We start from the raw sequence: 18,063 nt of genomic DNA, 5'->3' as shown, positions 1-18,063 counted from the left end.
CTGGGGTCCACCCCGGTAACGACAAGGACCCCACCTTCGGCGACGAGCCCCCCCCCCCCTGCGAATGCCGCGACTGGGCCTGGTCCCCCCCCCGTTGCCGCCCCCCCGCGGGCCCCCCCCACCCCCGCGCACCGGGGTCGTTGGACCCATGTGCGCACCTCACCCTCCATGGCCCGGATCGCCGCCGCGTCGGCGGCCGGGACCGCGATCGAGTTCTACGACTTCTTCGCCTACGGCACCGCGGCCGCCCTCGTCCTCGGACCGCTGTTCTTCCCCGACGCCTCGGCGCTCGCCGGCACCCTTGCCGCGTTCGGCACCTTCGCGGTGGGCTTCGTCGCCCGGCCGCTCGGCTCGGTCCTCTTCGGCCACATCGGCGACCGCGTCGGGCGCCGCCCGGTGCTGGTCGGCTCCCTGCTGCTGACCGGGCTGGCGACCACCGCCGTCGGCTGCGTCCCCGGGTACGCCGCGATCGGCCCGGCCGCGCCCGTGCTGCTGGTGGCCCTGCGCTTCCTGCAGGGGCTGGGGCTCGGCGGCGAGTGGGGCGGGGCGGTGCTGCTCGTCGCGGAGCACGCGCCGCAGCGGCGGCGCGGACTGTGGGCGAGCCTGCCGCAGACCGGTCCCGCCGTGGGCTTCCTGCTGGCGAACGGGATCGTCCTCGCGCTCTCCGCGGGGCTGAGCGACGACGCCTTCCGTTCCTGGGGCTGGCGGGTGCCGTTCTGGGTGGCGGGCGTGCTCGCGCTGGCGGGGCTGGCCCTGCGCGCCGCGCTGCCGGAGACCCCCGCGTTCGCCGCGGCCGCGCGGCGCGGGGAACTGTCGCGGGTGCCCGTCTCGGAGCTGCTGCGCGGGCACGGGCGCCTGGTGCTGCTCACGGCGGGCGCCATGGCGTGCGGCTACGCCGTCTTCTACACGGCGACGACCTGGTCGCTGGCGTACACCACGGAGCACCTCGGCATGGACCGTACCGTCGTGCTGGGCTGCGTCCTGGTGGCCGTCCTGTTCAAGGGGGCGCTGACGCCGCTGGTGGGTCTGCTGGGCGACCGCTTCGGACGCCGGCGGATGGCGCTGGCGGGTACGGCGGCGATGGGCGTGGTGGTCTTCCCCTACGCCGCCCTGCTCGCGAGCGCCTCGCCGGTGGCGATCGCCGTGGGGTCCGCCGCGGAGCTGCTGGCCTTCATCTCGGTCTTCGCCGTGGTGAGCGCCTATCTGCCGGAGCTGTACCCGCCCCGCGTGCGCTGCACCGGCGCCGCCCTCGGCTACAACCTCGGCGGTGTCCTGGGCGGCGCCCTGACACCCGTCGTGGCGACCCGGCTGGCGGCGGGCTCCGGCACGCCGTGGCCCGTGGCGGCGTACGTCGCGGCGGTGGCGCTGCTCAGCCTGGGGTGCTTCGCGGCGCTGCCGGAGACCCGGGGCACCGCCGCGCCGGACGTGACGACGGGGCGCGCGGCGGACCGCCGCGCACCCCGTCCGGGCTGAGGGGCCCCGGGTCAGACGTCCACGTGCTCCTCGTCGCGCCTCTCCTCGGCCGCCTGCTTCTTCGACGCCATGAGGCTGGTGACCGTGGTGACGGCGAGGACCACGACGATGAAGCCGAGGGAGAACGGGATGCTGATCTCGGGGACGTGGACCCCCGCCTCGTGCAGGGCGTGGAGCACGAGCTTCACGCCGATGAAGCCGAGGATGATCGACAGCCCGTAGGAGAGGTGGACCAGCTTCTTCAGCAGACCGCCGATGAGGAAGTACAGCTGCCGCAGGCCCATCAGCGCGAAGGCGTTGGCCGTGAAGACGATGTACGGGTCCTGGGTCAGGCCGAAGATCGCCGGGATGGAGTCCAGCGCGAACAGGACGTCGGTGGTGCCGATCGCCAGCATGACCACCAGCATCGGGGTCATGATCCGCTTGCCGTTCTGCTGGATGAACAGCTTGGTGCCGTGGTAGCGGTCGGCGACGCCGAAGCGGCGTTCGGCGGCCTTGAGCAGCCGGTTCTCCTCGAACTCCTCGTCGTGCTCCTCGGCCCGGGCCTCCTGGACCAGCTTCCACGCGGTCCAGATGAGGAAGGCGCCGAAGATGAAGAAGACCCAGGAGAAGCTGGCGATGATGGCGGCGCCGGCGGCGATGAAGGCCGCTCGCAGGACGAGCGCGATGAGCACGCCGAAGAGCAGCACGCGCTGCTGGTACTGGGACGGCACCGCGAACTTCGCCATGATCAGGACGAAGACGAAGAGGTTGTCGACGCTGAGCGACTTCTCGGTGATGTAGCCGGCGAAGAACTCGCCCGCGGGCTGCCCGCCGGCGAAGAACAGCAGTCCGAGCCCGAAGAGGGCGGCCAGGACGATCCAGACGACGGTCCAGGCGCCGGCTTCCTTGACCGACACGTCATGGGGCTTGCGCCCGATGAAGAAGTCGGCGGCGATCAGGGCGCACAGACCGGTGATGGTCAGCACCCAGAGGGTCAGGGATACATCCACGCGATGCCTCCGGCAGATGGGCTGGCAATTGTCAGCGTTGTCGCTGCCGGAGGTCTCTTCCACCCGGGCCCGTGGGCCGGGGCCGGTGTCCCGGGGCCGTTCCGGCCCGTGATGACGGGTGCACCGCACTGCAGGGAGTACTCCCCTCCGCGTAAAGAAGAGTACATGAAATCCCAAGGAAAGGTAAAGAGAGTAAAGTGATGGTCAATCAGGACGGCGGACCGCTGCCTCGGAGGGCAGGTCGGCGGGTCAGTGGCGGCCCGGGTCGTAGGTCCGGCGCGCGGCGGCCACCTGACGCAGCACCTGGAAGAGCACCGCGCTGCCGGCCGGGGCGAGCAGCGGTTCGTACGTCCAGGCGTGGCCGACCCAGGGGTCGGCGAGGTGGTCGTCCGGCTGCGGGGTCAGCCGCATCATCGAGCGCCACAGCGGGTCGAGGAGCGGGCCGTACTCGCGCGCGTCCTCCCGGTCGGCGACCAGCACCAGGTGGACGCCGACCTGCGGGCCCTCGTCGGCGAGGTAGCGCAGCTGGTGGATCGTCCGGTCGTCGAAGCCGTACGGGAAGTCGTTGACGACCAGCACCTGGCGGGCCGGGTCGACGCCCGGGGGCACGTCGAAGGGCACGTCGGCGCGCAGCGCCATCTGCACCAGGTCGACCCGCTGGGTGAGCCGGGCCAGCAGCGCCGCCACCCCCGCGGCACCCGTGGCGGGCGGCTCGCGCAGCGCGCCGGAGTCCGTGAACGGGGCCAGCGCGGTCGCGGCGGAACCCGCCGGGTCGACGACGTGAACGGCGCACTCCCCCGCCGGGTGGGCGGCCAGCAGACGGGCGGCGAGCGCCACGGCCACGTCCACGGCGCGGCGGCGGTCCTGGGCGCTGTCCACCCACAGCCCGCGCTCCAGCGGCAGCCGTACCAGCAGGGGGACGCGCAGCTCCGGGCGCTCGGGCAGGTGGAGGTCGCCGAGCCGGACGGCCATGGGCGGCTCGGTGGGGACGCGGTAGCCGTGCCAGACGGGGCTCTCCCAGCCCGCGTAGGGCGGCGGCAGGGCGGGCTCGACCACCTCGGCCTCGGCGGTCAGCTGGGCGAGGTCGCGGTCGAGCACGGTGCGGGCCCGGTCCACCAGCTCGGCCTGGCGCGCCCTGGCCTGGTCGCGAGCGGCCTCGGCGGCGGGGCCGACGCGCAGGCGCGGGTCGGCGAGGACCGTGTCGAGTTCCTGGTCGAGCCGGGACTCGGCGAACTCGACGGCGCTGCGGTAGGCCGCGATGGTGCGGGCCAGGTCCTCGAAGACGCCCCAGACCTGGTTGTAGAGCCGTTCCTCCATGCTCCAGCCCGCGGCGTCGCCGGCGACGGGTGAGGACGCGGCGGCCACCGTGTGCGGGACGGAGTCGGCGGGGGCCCCCGCCGGAGGCGCGGGAGGCGGGGTGGGTGGCGGTGCGGGGGCGGCCGGGGGCGGCGCGGTCGGCGACGGGGGCGCGGGACGTACGGCGTCCGCCATGCGGGCGGCCACGGCGTCCGCGTCGGGACGGGCCAGCCCCTGGTCGCGCAGCAGCTCGGCGAGCCCGCCCGGGTAGCCCTGGCCCAGCGCCCGCACCTTCCAGGCGCCCTGGCGGCGGTAGAGCTCCAGGGCGACGATCGCCGCCTCGGTGCTCAGCCCGGTCACGGTGAAGCTCACGACCGGTACCCCGTCGGGCCCGGCCACGGTCAGGTGGGGCGCGGGGCAGGCCCCGAAGCGGGTCGGCGCCCCCGCGACCGGCGGCAGCGCCAGCAGGACGTGGACGCGGTCCACGTCCGCCGGGACGGCCGCCAGGTCGGCGGTGAGGCGCTGCTCGGCGGCGGGGCGCACGGGCACCTCGATGCCGGGCAGCCGCGACGCCCCGGGGTGGGCGACGGAACCGGGGCCGCTGACGCGCCCCTGCCCGTCGCCCAGCGAGACGCCGGCCACCACCGGGGTACCGGCCGACACCCGGACCTCCAGGGAGGTGCCGGGAAGCGGATGGTTCTGCCCGTGGACCAGCTCGATGGTCATGCCCGCGCCCCCCTGTGCCCGGTCAGAGCGCCGGCAGGATCGCCGGCATGAGGTCCTGGAAGGTACGGCCGTTGGCCGCGGAGCCGATCGCGGTCATCGACCAGCCGTCACCGCTGCGCTGCACCTTCGCCATGATCTGGGCGGTGTAGCCGCCGCCCCCGGTGAGGGTGTAGCGGGCCAGCTCCTGCCCGTTGGTCTCGTCGACCAGGCGGCAGAAGGCGTTCTGCACCTCCTGGAAGGTCTGGCCCGTGAAGGAGTTGACGGTGAAGACGATCTGGTCGATGTGCACCGGCACCCGCTGCAGGTCGACCAGGATCGACTCGTCGTCGCCGCCCTGCCCGGCACCGCCGACCAGGTTGTCGCCGGTGTGCCGGACCGAGCCGTCGTCGCTGACGAGGTGCCGGAAGAACACCACGTCCACGGGCTGCTTGTCGGCGAAGAGGACCGCGGAGGCGTCGAGGTCGATCTCCCGGGTGCGGGAACCGAAGAGACCGCGACGCGGGGCGGCCTGCCAGCCGAGCCCCATCCGGACCGCCGTGAGGGTCCCCCCGTCCGACTTCTGCAGGCTGATCTTCTGACCCTTGGTCATGTTGACCGTCACGCGCTGTCCCCTCTCAACCGTTTTGCCGTCGTGCGGTTGCTCCGCACCCTATGGGGAGACGCACGGGTAGGGCACCGTGGTTCGGCAAGAGATTCGACAGCGGGTGCGGTCAGGCCACCCCGGCCTCCCGCATCTGCCGCAGTTCCTTCTTGAGTTCGCCCACCTCGTCGCGCAGCCGGGCCGCCACCTCGAACTGCAGGTCCGCGGCGGCCGTGTGCATCTGGTCGGTCAGCTCGCCGATGAGGTCGGCCAGTTCGGCCGCGGGCAGGCTCTTGGCGGCGCGCTTCTCCCCGGCCTTGGCGGACAGCCCCGGCACGGGCGCCTTGCCGCGCGAGCGCTGCCGGCCCGTGCCCAGCAGTTCCTCGGTGTCGGCGTCCTCGCGGGCGAAGGAGTCCAGGATGCCGGCGATCTTCTTCCGCAGCGGCTGCGGGTCGATGCCCCGCTCCTCGTTGTAGGCGATCTGCTTGGCCCGGCGCCGGTTGGTCTCGTCGATGGCCTTCTCCATCGCCGGGGTGATCTTGTCGGCGTACATGTGGACCTCGCCGGAGACGTTGCGCGCCGCGCGGCCGATGGTCTGGATCAGGGAGGTGCCGGAGCGCAGGAAGCCCTCCTTGTCGGCGTCGAGGATGGCGACCAGCGACACCTCGGGCAGGTCCAGGCCCTCGCGGAGCAGGTTGATGCCGACCAGCACGTCGAACTCGCCGGCCCGCAGCTCGCGCAGCAGCTCCACCCGGCGCAGGGTGTCGATGTCGCTGTGCAGGTACCGCACCTGGATGCCGAGCTCCAGCATGTAGTCGGTGAGGTCCTCGGACATCTTCTTGGTGAGCGTGGTGACCAGGACCCGCTCGTCGCGCTCGGCGCGCACCCGGATCTCGTGGACGAGGTCGTCGATCTGCCCCTTGGTGGGCTTGACGATCACCTCGGGGTCGACCAGGCCGGTCGGGCGGATGATCTGCTCGACGACGCCGTCGCCGCGGGAGAGCTCGTACTTGCCGGGGGTGGCCGACAGGTAGACCGTCTGACCGACCCGCTCCAGGAACTCCTCCCACTTCAGCGGGCGGTTGTCGAGGGCGGAGGGCAGCCGGAAGCCGTGGTCGACCAGGGTCCGCTTGCGGGAGGCGTCGCCCTCGTACATGGCGCCGATCTGGGGCACCGTGACGTGCGACTCGTCGATGACGAGGACGAAGTCCTCGGGGAAGTAGTCGATGAGCGTGGACGGGGCGGAGCCCGCCTCGCGGCCGTCGATGTGCCGCGAGTAGTTCTCGATGCCGGAGCAGGTGCCGATCTGCCGCATCATCTCGATGTCGTACGTGGTGCGCATCCGCAGCCGCTGCGCCTCCAGCAGCTTGCCCTGCTTCTCCATGACGGCGAGCTGCTCGCCGAGCTCCTTCTCGATGCCTGCGATGGCCCGCTCCATGCGCTCGGGGCCCGCGACGTAGTGGGTGGCGGGGAAGACGTACAGCTGCTGGTCGTCGGTGATGATCTCGCCGGTGAGCGGGTGCAGCGTGTACAGGGCCTCGATCTCGTCACCGAACATCTCGATGCGGACGGCGAGCTCCTCGTAGACCGGGAAGATCTCGATGGTGTCGCCGCGCACCCGGAAGGTGCCGCGGGTGAACGCCACGTCGTTGCGCGCGTACTGGATGTCGACGAACTTGCGCAGCAGGGCGTCCCGGTCGATCTCGTCGCCGACCCGGAGCCTGACCATGCGGTCGACGTACTCCTGGGGCGTGCCGAGGCCGTAGATGCAGGACACCGAGGCGACGACGACCACGTCTCGGCGGGTGAGCAGCGAGTTGGTGGTGGAGTGGCGCAGCCGCTCGACCTCCTCGTTGATCGAGGAGTCCTTCTCGATGTAGGTGTCCGTCTGCGGGACGTACGCCTCGGGCTGGTAGTAGTCGTAGTACGACACGAAGTACTCGACCGCGTTGTTCGGCAGCAGCTCGCGGAACTCGTTCGCGAGCTGGGCGGCCAGGGTCTTGTTGGGCGCCATGACCAGGGTCGGGCGCTGCAGCCGTTCGATCATCCAGGCGGTGGTCGCCGACTTGCCGGTTCCCGTGGCGCCGAGCAGGACGACGTCGTTCTCGCCCGCGCGGACGCGGCGCTCGAGGTCGGCGATGGCGGTCGGCTGGTCGCCGCTGGGCTGGTAGGGGCTGACGACCTCGAAGGGCGCCACACTGCGTTCGATGTCTGATACGGGCCGCATGGGTCAACGGTACGACCCTCCACCGACAACCGGCTCCGACCTGCCCTGATCCGTGCAGGGGCGGGGGAGGGAGGCCCCGGAGGGGGTCACCGGGCGGCTCCCGCGGGCGCCTGCGGGGAGCCGACCTCGCCGGTGCGCTCGAGCTTCTGCCAGCGCAGCCGGCCCCCGGTCATGGCCGTGACGCAGGAGTGGATCAGCACGAGGTACATCAGCTGCCGGTAGATGATCTGCTGCAGCGGCAGCATCAGCAGGTGGCGGTAGCGCTCGCGGTCGAGGCGGAAGGCGTACGCGGCGCAGAGCACCTGGACGGACATCAGCCCGGCCCAGGCGAGGAGCGACCTGGCCGGGTCGACGAAGACGGCGCCGTAGACGGTCAGGAGGTCGATGAGCGGCGCGAAGAGGGGCGTGACGATCTGGAAGAGCACGACCAGCGGCATGCCGACGCGCCCGAAGCGTCCCGAGGGCCCCCGGTCCACCAGGGAGCGCCGGTGCTTCCACAGCGCCTGCATGGTGCCGTAGCTCCAGCGGTAGCGCTGCCGCCACAGCTGGCCGATCGTGCCCGGGGCCTCGGTCCAGGCACGGGCGTGCTCGGCGTACACCACCCGCCAGCCGGCGCGGAGCAGCGCGATGGTGACGTCGGTGTCCTCGGCGAGGGTGTCGCCGCTCATGCCGCCTGCCTCGAGCAGCGCGGAGCGGCGGAAGCCTCCGGCGGCGCCCGGCACGGTGGGCATGCAGCCGAGCAGGTCGTACATGCGGCGGTCGAGGTTGAAGCCCATCACGTACTCGATGTGCTGCCACGCGCCGATGACCGTGGCGCGGTTGCCGACCTTGGCGTTGCCGGCGACGGCGCCGACCCGGGGGTCGGCGAAGGGCTGGACGAGCCGGTGCACGGTGCCGGGCTCGAAGACGGTGTCGCCGTCCATCATCACGACGAGGCCGTGGCGGGCGTGCTCCAGGCCGCGGTTGAGCGCCGCGGGCTTGCCCGCGTTCTCCTGGCGCACGACGCGCACCTGGGGCAGGCCCATGGCCTCGACGATGCCCGCGGTGCCGTCGGTCGAGCCGTCGTCCACGACGATGATCTCCAGCGGGTGGGTGCTGGCCGCGAGCGAGCCGACGGTGTTGGCGATGCACTCCTTCTCGTTGTACGCGGGCACGATGACGCTGACCGGTTCCGTGACCGGCGGCCCCCATCTGAAGCGGCGGCGGCCGCGGATCCTGGCGTGCCGGCGGGCGAGGACCAGCATGAGGGCGAAGCGGGCCAGGACGGCGGCGCCGACGACGACGAGCAGCCAGAACAGGACGGGCATGGTGAACTCGGCCAGGGCCACGACGCCGATGAGGGCGCGGCCCTGCCACAGCTCGGCGCCGCCGGAGGGGTGGTTGGCGGTCGTGGCCCCCAGGCTCGCGGTCAGCGTCGTGAAGGTGTAGCCCTTCGCCTTCATGGTGTCGATGTACGTGCCGAGCGCCTCCACGGTCTGGGAGCGGTCGCCCCCGGCGTCGTGGAAGAGCACGGAGGCGCCCTTGCCGTTCCGCGGGGTGGCGTCGCGGACGATGCGGGCGACGCCAGGGCGCCGCCAGTCCTCGCTGTCGGTGTCGACGAAGGCGCTGATGTACCCCTTGGTGCCGAGGTAGCGGTAGACGGGCCAGGTGGTGTCGTCGACGGCGTCGGGCTCGGAGGAGTACGGAGCGCGGAAGAGCGAGGTCGTGATGCCCGCGGCGCCGGCGAGGGCCAGCTGCGTCTGGGCCAGTTCGCGGTCGATCCTGGCCCTGCTCTGGTACGCCAGGTCGACGTGGGAGAAGGTGTGGACGCCGATCTCGCCGCCGGAGTCGACGATGTCGCGGATGAGCCCCGGGTACCGGGCGGCCATCTGGCCCACGACGAAGAAGGTGCCGGGGACGCGGTGTTCGCGCAGTACGGCGAGCACCTTCGGGGTCCACCGGGGGTCCGGGCCGTCGTCGAAGGTGAGCGCGACCGTCTTGGGCGGCAGGGTGTGGCTGACGGGCGCGCCGTCGGCGCCGAAGGTCAGGACGGGGCCGCCCTCGAGGACGGAGGCGGGCACCCGGTCCGCGTTCCCGGACTCGTGGACGCGGCGGTCGTTGCCGATCTCCGAGTGGAGGTAGCCGTCGAGCAGCATCACGCACACCAGCGCGCACAGGCCCAGCACCGCCATGACGAGGCGGGGCCGGGGCACGGCCTGCCGGCCGGCGGACGCCACCTTGGTGATCGCACCGGGTGCCGCGTGCCGGGCCGTCCGCGCCATGCCCGCTCAGTCGTCCCAGCCGTCACCGGGCACCGGGTCGCCGCCCGCGTCACCCGGGGGGAAGGCGGGGGTGTCCGGCCCGGGCGTCGCGGGGACGGAGGCGGACGGGGAGGCGCCGGCCGTGGGGGTGCGCGGCAGCGTGGGGCGCGGGGATGCGCTCGGCGTCGCAATGGTGCCGGTCCTGCCGGGAGCGGCTGAGGGGGTCGGCGATGCCGTGGGGCGCCCCCTGGTGGCGGAGGGGGTGACTCCGGCGGCCGCGAACACCGTGGGCGCGGCCGCGGCGCGGGCCACAGGCGCGGGGGCGTGGGGGGCGTCCGGGGCGCGCGGGGCGCGTTCCCGTACGGCCTCGTCCCTTCCACCCGCCTCGGCCTGCACCGAAGCGCCCCCGGGAACCTCCGCGCCGGGAATCAGGGTCTCGGGCGCGAAAGGGGTGCCTCCCGCCAAAGCCACGCCGAGCAGCACGGCATATCCCGCGCAGGCGGCCCCGACGGCCGTTCCGGCGCGCCGGATGATGCGCGCCCGGCGGCCCGACGCGTCGACGAACACGGGCCCTTCCTCCGTGGACCGCCCACGGGGACACGCCCGCCGGGAGAGGGAATGCATGGCCGGAATGCTAGCAGTAAATTCCCTCCATGAATTCCTGCGATTCACCTCCGAATTAATCCCACGAATGGGCCGCGGGCCTTTTCCCCAATTCCTGGAATGCGAGGTCCTGAATTCCCGGGGCGGATAGTCTCTCCGTCATGAAGAGCCGCACGGCACAGCTGATCACCGGACTCGTGGCGGTCGCCGTCGCCGCCACGACCGCCTCCCTCCTCACCGGCCGGGAGCCCGCCGGCGCACCGGCTCCCCGCGCGCACCAGGGGCGGGAGCCGGTGGCCGAGGTGGCCTTCACCCCGTACGTGGACGCCTCGCGCTCCACCGCGTACGACCTGGCGGGTTGGGCCCGCAGGACCGGGGCCGACGGCTTCACCCTCGGCTTCGTCACCGCCCGCGAGGGCTGCGCCGCGACCTGGGACGGGCGCGACGGCATCGCCCACGACGACCTCGCGGACCGGATCGCCGCCCTGCGGGCCACCGGTCGCGACGTGCGCGTCTCGTTCGGCGGCGCCGACGGCACGGAACTCGCCGGGGCCTGCGACGACGTGACCCGACTCGGCGCCGTCTACGCCGAGGTGATCGCCCGTTACCGGCTGACCGGGGTCGACTTCGACGTCGAGGGGGACGACCTCGCGGACACCGCCGCCAACACCCGGCGGGCGCGCGCCGTCGCCCGCCTCCAGGCGCAGGCGCGGCGCGAGGGACGGACGCTGTCGGTCTCCTTCACGCTGCCCGTGATGCCGTCCGGGCTGACCGCCGAGGCCTCGGCGCTGCTCGCGGACGCACGGCGCCAGGGGGTGCGGGTCGACGGCGTCAACATCATGGCGATGGACTACGGGGAGGCGTACACGGGCGACATGGGCCGGTACGCGATCCAGGCGGCCACCGCGGCGCAACGGCAGCTCAAGACGCTGCTGGGCCGCCAGGAAGCGGCGGCCTGGCGGACCCTCACCGTGACGTCGATGATCGGGGTGAACGACATCGAGGGCGAGGTCTTCACCCTGCGGGACGCGGCGCGTCTGGCGGCGTTCGCCCGCGACAAGGGGCTGGGCGGCCTGTCCATGTGGTCGGCCGACCGGGACCGGCCCTGCGAGGACGGCACCATGGAGACGGCTCCGACCCGGTGCAGCGGGGTCGACCAGCCGTCACTGGCGTTCGCGCGGGCGCTCGCTGACGCGTGAGGGACGAGCCGCGGACGAGGAGCGGGCGGCGGAAGAGGGGCGTGCCGCACGCGAGGAGCGCCGGCCGCGCGCGGGGGCGGGCTCGGGGAGGACGTCGCCGTCGGGCGGGTCGAGCGCCACGACGACCCCGGCGAGGAAGAGGAAGACGACCGGGCCGATCAGCACCGGGGCCAGGAACGCCACGGGCCCCGCCCCGCTCGCCCCCTGCCGGGCGTCGCTGTGCAGGTGGACCGTCAGCGCGGCCATGCCGGTGTAGTGCATCACGGTGACGGCGAGGCCCAGGACGAGGGCGGCGACGGCACCGGCGAACACGCGCCGGACGAAGAGCGCCACCCACAGGGCGACGGTGGCGGCCAGTAGGGCGACGCCGACCGACAGCACCACCGTGGACTGCGTGTACTCCAGGTCACCGCGCAGCCGCAGGGCCCGCATGCCCGTGTAGTGCATGGCGGCGATGCCGAGCCCGGTGAGGCATCCGCCGCCCAGTACGGCGAGCGGCGTGCGGCCCGCGAAGCCGACGAGGAACACCCCGAGCCCGACGACCACGACGGCGACCAGCAGGCTCTCGAAGGTGGCGGGCGTGTCATAGGTGATCCGCACCTGGCCGACGCTGAAGCCCATCATGGCGACGAAATGCATGGTCCAGATGCCGGAGCCGATGGCAGCGGAACCCAGCGCGAGCCAGCCGGCCCGTCGCGAAGGCTGCATGGCCAGGGCCCGGGTGATGCAGCGCAGCCCGAGGGCGGCGCCTAAGCAGGCCATCAGGAACCCCACCAGTGGGGTCGCCCATCCGTAGGTGAATCCGTTGACCGTTCCGTATGTGCCGTTCACGGCACCCTCCCCTGGCCGCGCCGGTCCCCGCACTGTCAGAAACTAGGCTCGCCGCCGCGCCCCGCGCCGCCGCCTCACGACGACTTCATCGCGCGTGCACCCGTACGTCACCTCGCCCCGGGCAGCGCCGTGATCCGTTCCAGCGGCCCGTACGGTCCCTCCGCCAGGGCGGTGCGCAGGGCGGCGACGACCTCGGCGGGGCTGCGGGTGAGCGCGGCGGGCGCGACCCGCAGCACACGCAGTCCCAGCGACTCCAGGCGGCCGCGCCCGGCCCCCGGGCCGAGGTCCAGCACGAGGCCGTCGCGCACCCAGTAGGCGTCGGGCGAGCCCAGGAAGGCGCCGTCGAGCTGGAGCACGGGACGCCACAGCGGTTGCCGCAGCCCGGACCGGGCCACCAGGGCGCGGGCCATCGGCTCGGCGGGAGCGGCACGCGGGCCGGGGTCCATGGCCTCCAGCAGCGCCGCCACGGCGGGGCGCCGCGCCAGCACCGCGCCGCCCAGTTCCGCGGCGAGCGCGGGGGCGGGCACGCCGAGCCCGGTGACCAGTTCGCGGACCACCTCCAGGGCCCACTCGGGGTCGATCGACTCCCGTACGCCGTCGGCCGCCGCCCGGACCACCGGCGCCACGGGCACACCGTCCACGCTGTCGGGCAGGGGGAGCCCGCGGCCGTGGTGGACCCGTACCCAGGTGTGGGTGCGGATGCGGCGCTCGCTCGGGACGAGGACGTCCACCACCGGGAGCCCGCAGGGCGGCGCGGCCACACCGACGCCGTGCAGGGCGAGCCCCGCCACACCGGTGATCATGGCCGGAACCTGCGGGTACCCGGCGAACGCCAGTGCGGCTCTGGACCGCTGGGCGGCGGTGAGCGGACCGGTCTGGAGGACGACCACCCGGGGCAGCGGCCGCTGCCACCGGCCGCCGGGCCGGCACCACTCGCGCAGTCTGCTCTGCGGCACGCCCACCGCGGCGAGCTGGGAGACGGTGGCCACCCGGTCCTGTTCGCGGGCGAGCCGGCGGACGGCGGGGATGAAGTCGTTTCGCGTCATGCGCGCCCCATCCCCCTCGTAACCGATCAACTACCGCTTGTGACACACCTGTCGAGAACGGCCACCCTCCCGGGTGGCCGGGCGTGCGGCCGGTTGCCGCCGCCGCCCGGGGTTGTCCGGACCGGGCCGCGACCCCGTCCGTGCCCCTCCGTGCCCCCGTCCGGGACCCGTTGTCGGTGCCCCGTCCTAGGCTGGGGACCGTGACGCAACCGCAGACCCCCATCGCCGAGGTCGCCTGGACGGTGCTGGAGGCACCGATCGGGCCCCTGCTGCTCGCCGCGACCGGGCAGGGCCTGGTCCACGTCGCCTTCCGGACCGGGGAGGAGGAGGCGCCCGCCGTGCTGGAGCGGATCTGCTCCCGGCTGGGCGCCGTACCCGCGCGCAGGCCCGGGCCCGCGACCGCCGCCGGGGCCCGGCTCGACGAGGCGATACCCCAGGTGGAGGCGTACTTCGCCGGGACGCGGCACACCTTCGACCTCGCCCTGGACTGGTCGCTGACGACGGGCTTCAACCGCCGTGTGCTGCGCGAGCTGTCGGGCAACGTCGCGTTCGGCAGCGTCGTCGGCTACCAGGACCTGGCGAACCGGGTCGGTGAACCGGGCGCGGCCCGCGCCGTGGGCACGGCCATGGGCTCCAACCCGCTTCCCGTCGTCGTGCCGTGCCACCGGGTCCTGGAGAGCGACGGGGGCATCGGCGGCTTCGGCGGGGGCGCGCGCATGCTCGACATCAAGCGCTCGCTGCTGGCCCTGGAGGGGGTCCTGCCGGAACCGCTGTTCTGACGGGTCGCCGGCCGCCGCCGCGGCCGCCGGCCGTCGCTGCGGCGGAAGGGCCCGCAACGGGCCGGGAGGGGTGGAGACATGGACGGACCGGCTTTCCGCATCACCGAGGGCGCACCGGACTCACCGGTGCTCCTCCACGTACCGCACAGCGCCCGCGCCGTGCCCCGGCACGTCCGCGAGCGCATCCTCCTGGACGACGCCGCGCTGACGGCCGAACTCGACCGCATGACGGACGCCCACACCGACCTCATCGCCGGGCGCGCCGCCGCGCGGACGGGGGCCTGGCAGTTCACCAACCTCCTGTCACGGCTGGTCGTCGACCCCGAGCGGTTCCCCGACGAGCGGGAGGAGATGCGCGCCGTCGGCATGGGCGCCGTCTACACCCGCACCTCGCACGGCGCGCCGCTGCGCGCGGACGACCCCCGGCACGAACGGGCCCTGCTGGACGCCTACTTCGAACCGTACGCGGCCGCCATGACGGCCGCCGTCCAGGACCGGCTGGCGGCCACCGGGCGGGCGGTCGTCATCGACGTGCACTCCTACCCGGGCACGCCGCTCCCCTACGAGCTGCACGGCGACGGGCCCCGCCCCGCGGTCTGCCTGGGCACCGACGTCTTCCACACGCCGTCCTGGCTGCTGGACGCCGCCCGCGAGGCCTTCGCGCCGTGCGGCGACGTCGGTCTCGACTCGCCGTTCGCCGGCACCTATGTGCCGTTGACGTTCTACGGCCAGACCCGCGAAGTGTCGGCGCTGATGGTCGAGATACGCCGGGACGGGTACATGACCGAGCCCGCGGGTGAACCCGACGCGGGCCTCGACCGGCTCGGTGACGCCCTGGCCGCACTCGTCTCCGCCGTGGCCGCGGGCGGCCGCACCGGCTGACGCCGAGGGGGCCCGCCGACCTCAGCCGAGGCGGAAGCCGGTGAACTCCACCAGTCCGCGGTCCCCCGTGCCGCCGTTGCCCGCGGTCATGAAGAGCCCCACGTCCTGCTGCGGGGCCGCCGAGGGGACGGTCACGGTCGCCACCTTCCGCCACGTCGTCCCGTCGTCGGTGCTGCACTCCCCCGTGTACGCGCGGCCCCGGCGGCGCAGCCTCAGCAGCACCGGTGCCCGCACACCGGCGAGCCGCCGGTAGCGGTTCACCTGGCCGCCGCCGTCGGAGTCGTACGACAGCGTCACCCCGTGGCCGGGGCTCACCGCCAGGTTCAGGAAGCCCGGCGCGGCCGGGTCCTCGAGGTCGTCACGGACGACGATGCCCGCCCGGGCCCACGCGGCCGTCTCGGCCTGGCTGTCGACGCGCGTGGTGACCGTCCCGCCGTCCCGCAGCGCGCCGCGCCGCAGGAGCGCCGCGAACTCGGCGGTGCCCTTCCACAGGTCGCGCCCGGCGCCGTCGATGGCGAAGCGGTCGCCGAGCTGCCCGAAGACGGCACCGGCGCCGTCCACGGTGCGGAACGCGCGGTCCAGCGGGCCCGCGACGTACAGGTCCCCGGTGGCGACCGCGGGTACCCGCGCCCCGCCCGGCACCGGCTCGTACGCGGCGCGCGCCTCGTACCGCAGCGGCGACAGCGGCCGCTGCGGATGCGCCTCGGGCGCGGTGACGTGCCAGGTCGCGCGGCCGGTGCCGCCGGCCGCCACGCGCGGCAGCGACAGCGACCCCCGCGCGGCGGCCCGCACTCCGTCCGTACTCAGGGAGAAGCCCACCGTGCCCGTGGGGGCGAGCCCGTTGGTGTTGGTGAACTCCGCGGTGACCAGGGTCCGGCCGCCCGGCCGCAGCGTCGCCGGCTGCGCCGTCACCGTCAGCGTGCCCTGGTAGGGGGCGGCGGCGAGCACCTCGTAGGCCCGCCGGGCGAGTGTGTGCGCTTCGCCGGTGGGGCGGGTGGGGTAGCTCCCGGCGCGCTTCGTCCAGGGCTCCTCGGTCCGGTACCAGTCGACGTCCCGCGGTGTGCGGCGGGTGGTGAGGGCCGTCGCGCACTCGTCCAGGAAGGTCCGCCAGCGCGGCAGGTAGAAGTCCGCGACGAGGCCGTTCCAGTCCCGGTTGGCGTACTCGTGCAGCGACGCCGAGGTCGCCCGGCCGCCCCAGGTGGTGGCCAGCACGCGCGCGGTGCGCTCGAGTCCGGCGCGCTGCGCCTCCGCCCCGCCCCAGGCCCGGGCCTCCGCGAGCCAGGGGCCCAGCAGGAAGGCCCGGTGGCCGCCGGCGACCTCGTCGGCCAGCCGCATCAGCCGCAACCACAGTTCGGACAGCTGGCGGAAGACCGCCGCGTCACCGCGCGCGAACGCGGCGCGCAGCTGCGGCAGGAGCTGCCGGCTGCGGTTGGCGACGGCCTGCCGGGCGACGTCGACCAGGTCGTAGCGGTAGGCGTCCCGGGCGCGCGCCCCGGCGGACACCCCCAGGAGCGCGGCGAGCGCCGTGTCGAAGGCGGCGGGGTCGTAGGTGAGGGCGTTCGGCGCGTACACGCTGCCGGAGTCGGCGGTCAGCGAGGGGCGGGCGGTGAACAGGCTGTCGTGGGCGTCGGCGCGCTCCAGTGCCTCGTGCCGGTAGGCGGTGCGGCGCAGTGCCTGCCAGGCGACGCGGGCCTGCCCGTCGGCGGTGCCGTAGCGGGTCCGCGCGTAGGTGTCGAACCAGGTCGGCAGGTCCACCCGCCGCTCGTGCCAGGGCAGTTCGCAGAAGAGCTCGAAGGCGGCCGGGTCGCGCTCGGCGGCCTCCGGCAGGTAGCAGGTGCCGGTCAGGGCGCTGCCGGGCCTGTCCCGCCAGGTGAAGAAGCGGTCCGCCCACACGTGGGTCTTGGCGCCGATCGTCGTGCGGCCGCCGAAGTTGGGGATGGAACCGAAGGCGTACGGGGTGCCCGCCCAGTCCCGCTCGCGGTCGGTGACCGACGTGTACCGGTCGGAGACGCCGTCCACGACGAGCATCCGCTCCTTGTCGACGGCCCCCAGCAGGTCGGCCCGGGGGTTCTTCTCCCAGCCGAGGATCACCCAGGTCGCACGCGGATGCGCCGCGAGCAGCGCCGCCTGGACGCCCCGGGCGGCCGCGGGCACGGGCACGCCGCCGGCGGTGCCGCCCTCGTGGAGCAGGTCCATCTTGAAGTAGTCGGCCTTGCCGAACAGCTCCTTCTGGTGGCGGTAGTAGGCGGCGGCCACGGCGGCGAAGGCGCCGGTGCGCGGGTCGAGCCAGTCCGGGCGGGCGAAGCCGTGCCAGGTGCCCTGGGGGACGACGCGCGCCCCCGCGTTGCGCCCGGCGAACCCGTCCGGGACCGTGCCGAAGTAGCCCGGCAGCACCGGGGCCATGCCCAGTTCCCGCAGCCGCGCGGTGATCCTGCGGCCCAGCGTGGCACGGGCGTCGACGATGCCGGCGGTCAGCGGGCCGCCGTAACCGGAGAGGTTCTGCAGCAGCCACCACGGCTGGTGGGACGGCGCGGGCAGCCAGGCCAGGGCCTCCCGGTCGGAGTAGCCGAACTCGCGCAGCACACGCCGGTACACGGCCTCGGCGCCCGCCACCACCAGCACCTCGTTGCAGCCGTGCAGGGCCAGGACGTCGATGAAGCGCTCCCAGCGCGACCAGTCGGCGTAGGGGGCGGTGTAACCGTCGTTGGTGTCGTTGAGGACGAAGCGGTGCGGCACGGTCGCGCGCCGGGCGATGCCGCCCGGGGGCGGGGCGGGGAGCGTGGCGGGCAGGGCGTCCAGACTGTCGCCCATCCAGGAGACGCCCACGCCGCACACGTGCTTGAGGTACCAGCGCACGCCGCACAGCAGTGTGGCCGGGGACGTACCCGCAACCTCGACCCGCCCGCGAGTGCCCGCGATCCGGAAGCGGTCGGACCGTTCGCCGTCCTTGCCCCCGTGCCCCCGGTCCAGGGCGAGCAGCCGGAACTGCCCCGCGTGCCGCGGCAGCAGCCGCCGCAGGGCGGCCTGCGCGGGCGCGGTGTCGAAGGGGGTGTCGAGGGGGGAGGCCGCGGCCGCGGCCCCCACCGGGAGGACCGCACCCGCCGCGGTCGCGGCGGCGGAACCCAGCAGCGTCCGCCTGGTCACTCGAGTCACGGCCGGCTCCCCCACAGTTGAGGCTGCGTCAGAACG

The 18,063-nt window shown here is 74.1% G+C and carries 13 protein-coding genes; 4 read left to right on the top strand and 9 right to left on the bottom strand.

Annotation, left to right across the window (positions count from 1 at the left end; genetic code table 11):
• The first annotated feature begins 168 nt into the window (after positions 1 to 168).
• The gene (locus ACZ7MY_RS28490; RefSeq protein WP_499606270.1) at positions 169 to 1,473 is read left to right on the top strand and encodes an MFS transporter; all 1,305 of its coding nucleotides are present in this window, start codon (positions 169 to 171) and stop codon (positions 1,471 to 1,473) included.
• Between the two features lie 11 nt (positions 1,474 to 1,484).
• Here ACZ7MY_RS28490 and ACZ7MY_RS28485 read toward each other — a convergent pair whose 3' ends face one another.
• The 6 genes from ACZ7MY_RS28485 to ACZ7MY_RS28460 all read right to left on the bottom strand — a co-directional run bounded on the left by ACZ7MY_RS28485 (position 1,485) and on the right by ACZ7MY_RS28460 (position 10,101).
• A complete protein-coding gene (locus tag ACZ7MY_RS28485; protein WP_499606111.1) occupies positions 1,485 to 2,465 on the bottom strand; it encodes a TerC/Alx family metal homeostasis membrane protein in 981 nt (326 codons plus the stop codon).
• 249 nt (positions 2,466 to 2,714) lie between these two features.
• On the bottom strand, positions 2,715 to 4,487 hold the full coding sequence (locus ACZ7MY_RS28480; RefSeq protein ID WP_499606109.1) for a TerD family protein: 1,773 nt from the start codon (positions 4,485 to 4,487) through the stop codon (positions 2,715 to 2,717).
• 22 nt (positions 4,488 to 4,509) lie between these two features.
• Positions 4,510 to 5,088 (bottom strand): TerD family protein, encoded by a 579-nt coding sequence (locus ACZ7MY_RS28475; protein ID WP_499606107.1) that lies wholly within the window; start codon positions 5,086 to 5,088, stop codon positions 4,510 to 4,512.
• Positions 5,089 to 5,197: 109 nt separating this feature from the next.
• The gene (uvrB, locus tag ACZ7MY_RS28470) at positions 5,198 to 7,294 is read right to left on the bottom strand and encodes an excinuclease ABC subunit UvrB (RefSeq protein WP_499606105.1); all 2,097 of its coding nucleotides are present in this window, start codon (positions 7,292 to 7,294) and stop codon (positions 5,198 to 5,200) included.
• Positions 7,295 to 7,380: 86 nt separating this feature from the next.
• Complete coding sequence (locus tag ACZ7MY_RS28465; RefSeq protein ID WP_499606104.1) at positions 7,381 to 9,555, bottom strand: bifunctional polysaccharide deacetylase/glycosyltransferase family 2 protein; 2,175 nt, start codon at positions 9,553 to 9,555, stop codon at positions 7,381 to 7,383.
• A gap of 6 nt (positions 9,556 to 9,561) precedes the next feature.
• Positions 9,562 to 10,101: a hypothetical protein gene (locus ACZ7MY_RS28460; RefSeq protein WP_499606102.1), complete on the bottom strand. Its 540-nt coding sequence runs from the start codon at positions 10,099 to 10,101 to the stop codon at positions 9,562 to 9,564.
• A 197-nt stretch (positions 10,102 to 10,298) separates the two neighbouring features.
• On the opposite strand from ACZ7MY_RS28460, the gene ACZ7MY_RS28455 reads away from it, so the two are divergent.
• A complete protein-coding gene (locus tag ACZ7MY_RS28455; protein WP_499606100.1) occupies positions 10,299 to 11,336 on the top strand; it encodes a chitinase in 1,038 nt (345 codons plus the stop codon).
• Here ACZ7MY_RS28455 and ACZ7MY_RS28450 read toward each other — a convergent pair.
• Both ACZ7MY_RS28450 and ACZ7MY_RS28445 read right to left on the bottom strand, forming a co-directional pair.
• Complete coding sequence (locus tag ACZ7MY_RS28450) at positions 11,301 to 12,098, bottom strand: MHYT domain-containing protein (RefSeq protein ID WP_499606268.1); 798 nt, start codon at positions 12,096 to 12,098, stop codon at positions 11,301 to 11,303. The genes ACZ7MY_RS28455 and ACZ7MY_RS28450 overlap by 36 nt on opposite strands.
• A 176-nt stretch (positions 12,099 to 12,274) precedes the next feature.
• On the bottom strand, positions 12,275 to 13,213 hold the full coding sequence (locus tag ACZ7MY_RS28445) for a hypothetical protein (RefSeq protein WP_499606098.1): 939 nt from the start codon (positions 13,211 to 13,213) through the stop codon (positions 12,275 to 12,277).
• Between the two features lie 200 nt (positions 13,214 to 13,413).
• On the opposite strand from ACZ7MY_RS28445, the gene ACZ7MY_RS28440 reads away from it, so the two are divergent.
• Positions 13,414 to 13,992, top strand: a complete 579-nt coding sequence (locus ACZ7MY_RS28440) for a methylated-DNA--[protein]-cysteine S-methyltransferase (protein ID WP_499606097.1) — start codon at positions 13,414 to 13,416, stop codon at positions 13,990 to 13,992.
• A gap of 78 nt (positions 13,993 to 14,070) precedes the next feature.
• Complete coding sequence (locus ACZ7MY_RS28435; protein ID WP_499606095.1) at positions 14,071 to 14,874, top strand: N-formylglutamate amidohydrolase; 804 nt, start codon at positions 14,071 to 14,073, stop codon at positions 14,872 to 14,874.
• Between the two features lie 21 nt (positions 14,875 to 14,895).
• Here ACZ7MY_RS28435 and ACZ7MY_RS28430 read toward each other — a convergent pair whose 3' ends face one another.
• Positions 14,896 to 18,027, bottom strand: a complete 3,132-nt coding sequence (locus tag ACZ7MY_RS28430; protein ID WP_499606092.1) for an alpha-N-acetylglucosaminidase — start codon at positions 18,025 to 18,027, stop codon at positions 14,896 to 14,898.
• Between the last annotated feature and the right edge of the window lie 36 nt (positions 18,028 to 18,063).

The organism is Streptomyces sp. NPDC111520 (assembly GCF_055635295.1).
Note: the sequence above shows the minus strand (reverse complement) of the source record. Positions and strands in the feature narration are given on the sequence as shown.

What these genes read in the sequence shown, in the direction of transcription:
- ACZ7MY_RS28490 (WP_499606270.1), top strand. Translation starts at nt 169, where the DNA reads ATGGCCCGGATCGCCGCCGCGTCGGCGGCCGGGACCGCGATCGAGTTC.
- ACZ7MY_RS28480 (WP_499606109.1), bottom strand. Translation starts at nt 4,487, where the DNA reads ATGACCATCGAGCTGGTCCACGGGCAGAACCATCCGCTTCCCGGCACC.
- uvrB (WP_499606105.1), bottom strand. Translation starts at nt 7,294, where the DNA reads ATGCGGCCCGTATCAGACATCGAACGCAGTGTGGCGCCCTTCGAGGTC.
- ACZ7MY_RS28465 (WP_499606104.1), bottom strand. Translation starts at nt 9,555, where the DNA reads ATGGCGCGGACGGCCCGGCACGCGGCACCCGGTGCGATCACCAAGGTG.
- ACZ7MY_RS28455 (WP_499606100.1), top strand. Translation starts at nt 10,299, where the DNA reads ATGAAGAGCCGCACGGCACAGCTGATCACCGGACTCGTGGCGGTCGCC.
- ACZ7MY_RS28450 (WP_499606268.1), bottom strand. Translation starts at nt 12,098, where the DNA reads ATGGCCTGCTTAGGCGCCGCCCTCGGGCTGCGCTGCATCACCCGGGCC.
- ACZ7MY_RS28445 (WP_499606098.1), bottom strand. Translation starts at nt 13,213, where the DNA reads ATGACGCGAAACGACTTCATCCCCGCCGTCCGCCGGCTCGCCCGCGAA.
- ACZ7MY_RS28435 (WP_499606095.1), top strand. Translation starts at nt 14,071, where the DNA reads ATGGACGGACCGGCTTTCCGCATCACCGAGGGCGCACCGGACTCACCG.